This is a genomic window from Pedobacter sp. 05L430, from assembly GCF_056397585.1.
This window is the reverse complement of record NZ_JBFTNT010000580.1, coordinates 1-842: the sequence shown is the minus strand read 5'-3', so window position 1 is coordinate 842 and position 842 is coordinate 1. Positions and strand designations below refer to the sequence as shown.

Below are 842 nucleotides of genomic sequence, written 5' to 3'. Positions count from 1 at the left end.
GGGTAGGGCCGAGCTATTTGATAATTATGCTCAGGGCCCTCAGTATACCGCCTTTATTGGTTTTACCGGTAATTTAATTGCACCTGGATATAACGGTTTCGGAACACTAACCAGACCATATAATGCCGGTGCTATTCCTTATGGCCTGGAATGGGCTTATCAGGATCAGTTAAATGTTGGAGTTGACGTTGCTTTCTTGAAAAACAGGATCAGAGCTTCAGTTGATGTATATACTAAAGAAGATAAAAATCAATTGCTAGGTGTACCTGGCGCTGCTGAATACGGATACACTACCGTTATTAGAAATGGTATGTCTATTGCAAATACTGGTATTGATGCTGCAATTAGTGCTGATATCTTACCGTCAACAAAAAAGGTTTCATGGACTTCTTCACTTAACTTAAATTTCAATAAAAATAAATTGAAAGCTTTGCCGGGTGGTTTATCTKAATTGATTGTTGGTGACAGACTTTTAAAAGTCGGCGAATCGATAGATAGCTATTGGTTATTAAAGAATGWAGGTATTTTTAATACCGATGCGGAAGTTCCGGTGGGAGCAAACGGTCAAAAAATGAGCTATAATGCCATTACATTAAAGGCTGGAGATCCGATTTGGAAAGACCTTAACGGAGATAATACTATCAATAATAGCGACAGAACCTTGACCGGACATGCCCTTCCGCTTGTTTCCGGAGGCTTTAATAACGATTTCGGTTATAAAAACTGGACCCTCAGTGTAAATATGTATTTCAATTTAGGACGAGATCTAATAAATCAGGAAATGGCAAACCGTTTTGATTTTGTTAATCGCGAAGGGTTAAATAATATCAACTCTGTTAGAG

General features: G+C 38.3%; 1 pseudogene. It reads left to right on the top strand.

The features are described 5' to 3' along the window. Window positions 1-842, top strand: a pseudogene (locus AC1DG9_RS27430) (SusC/RagA family TonB-linked outer membrane protein); the annotation flags it as partial.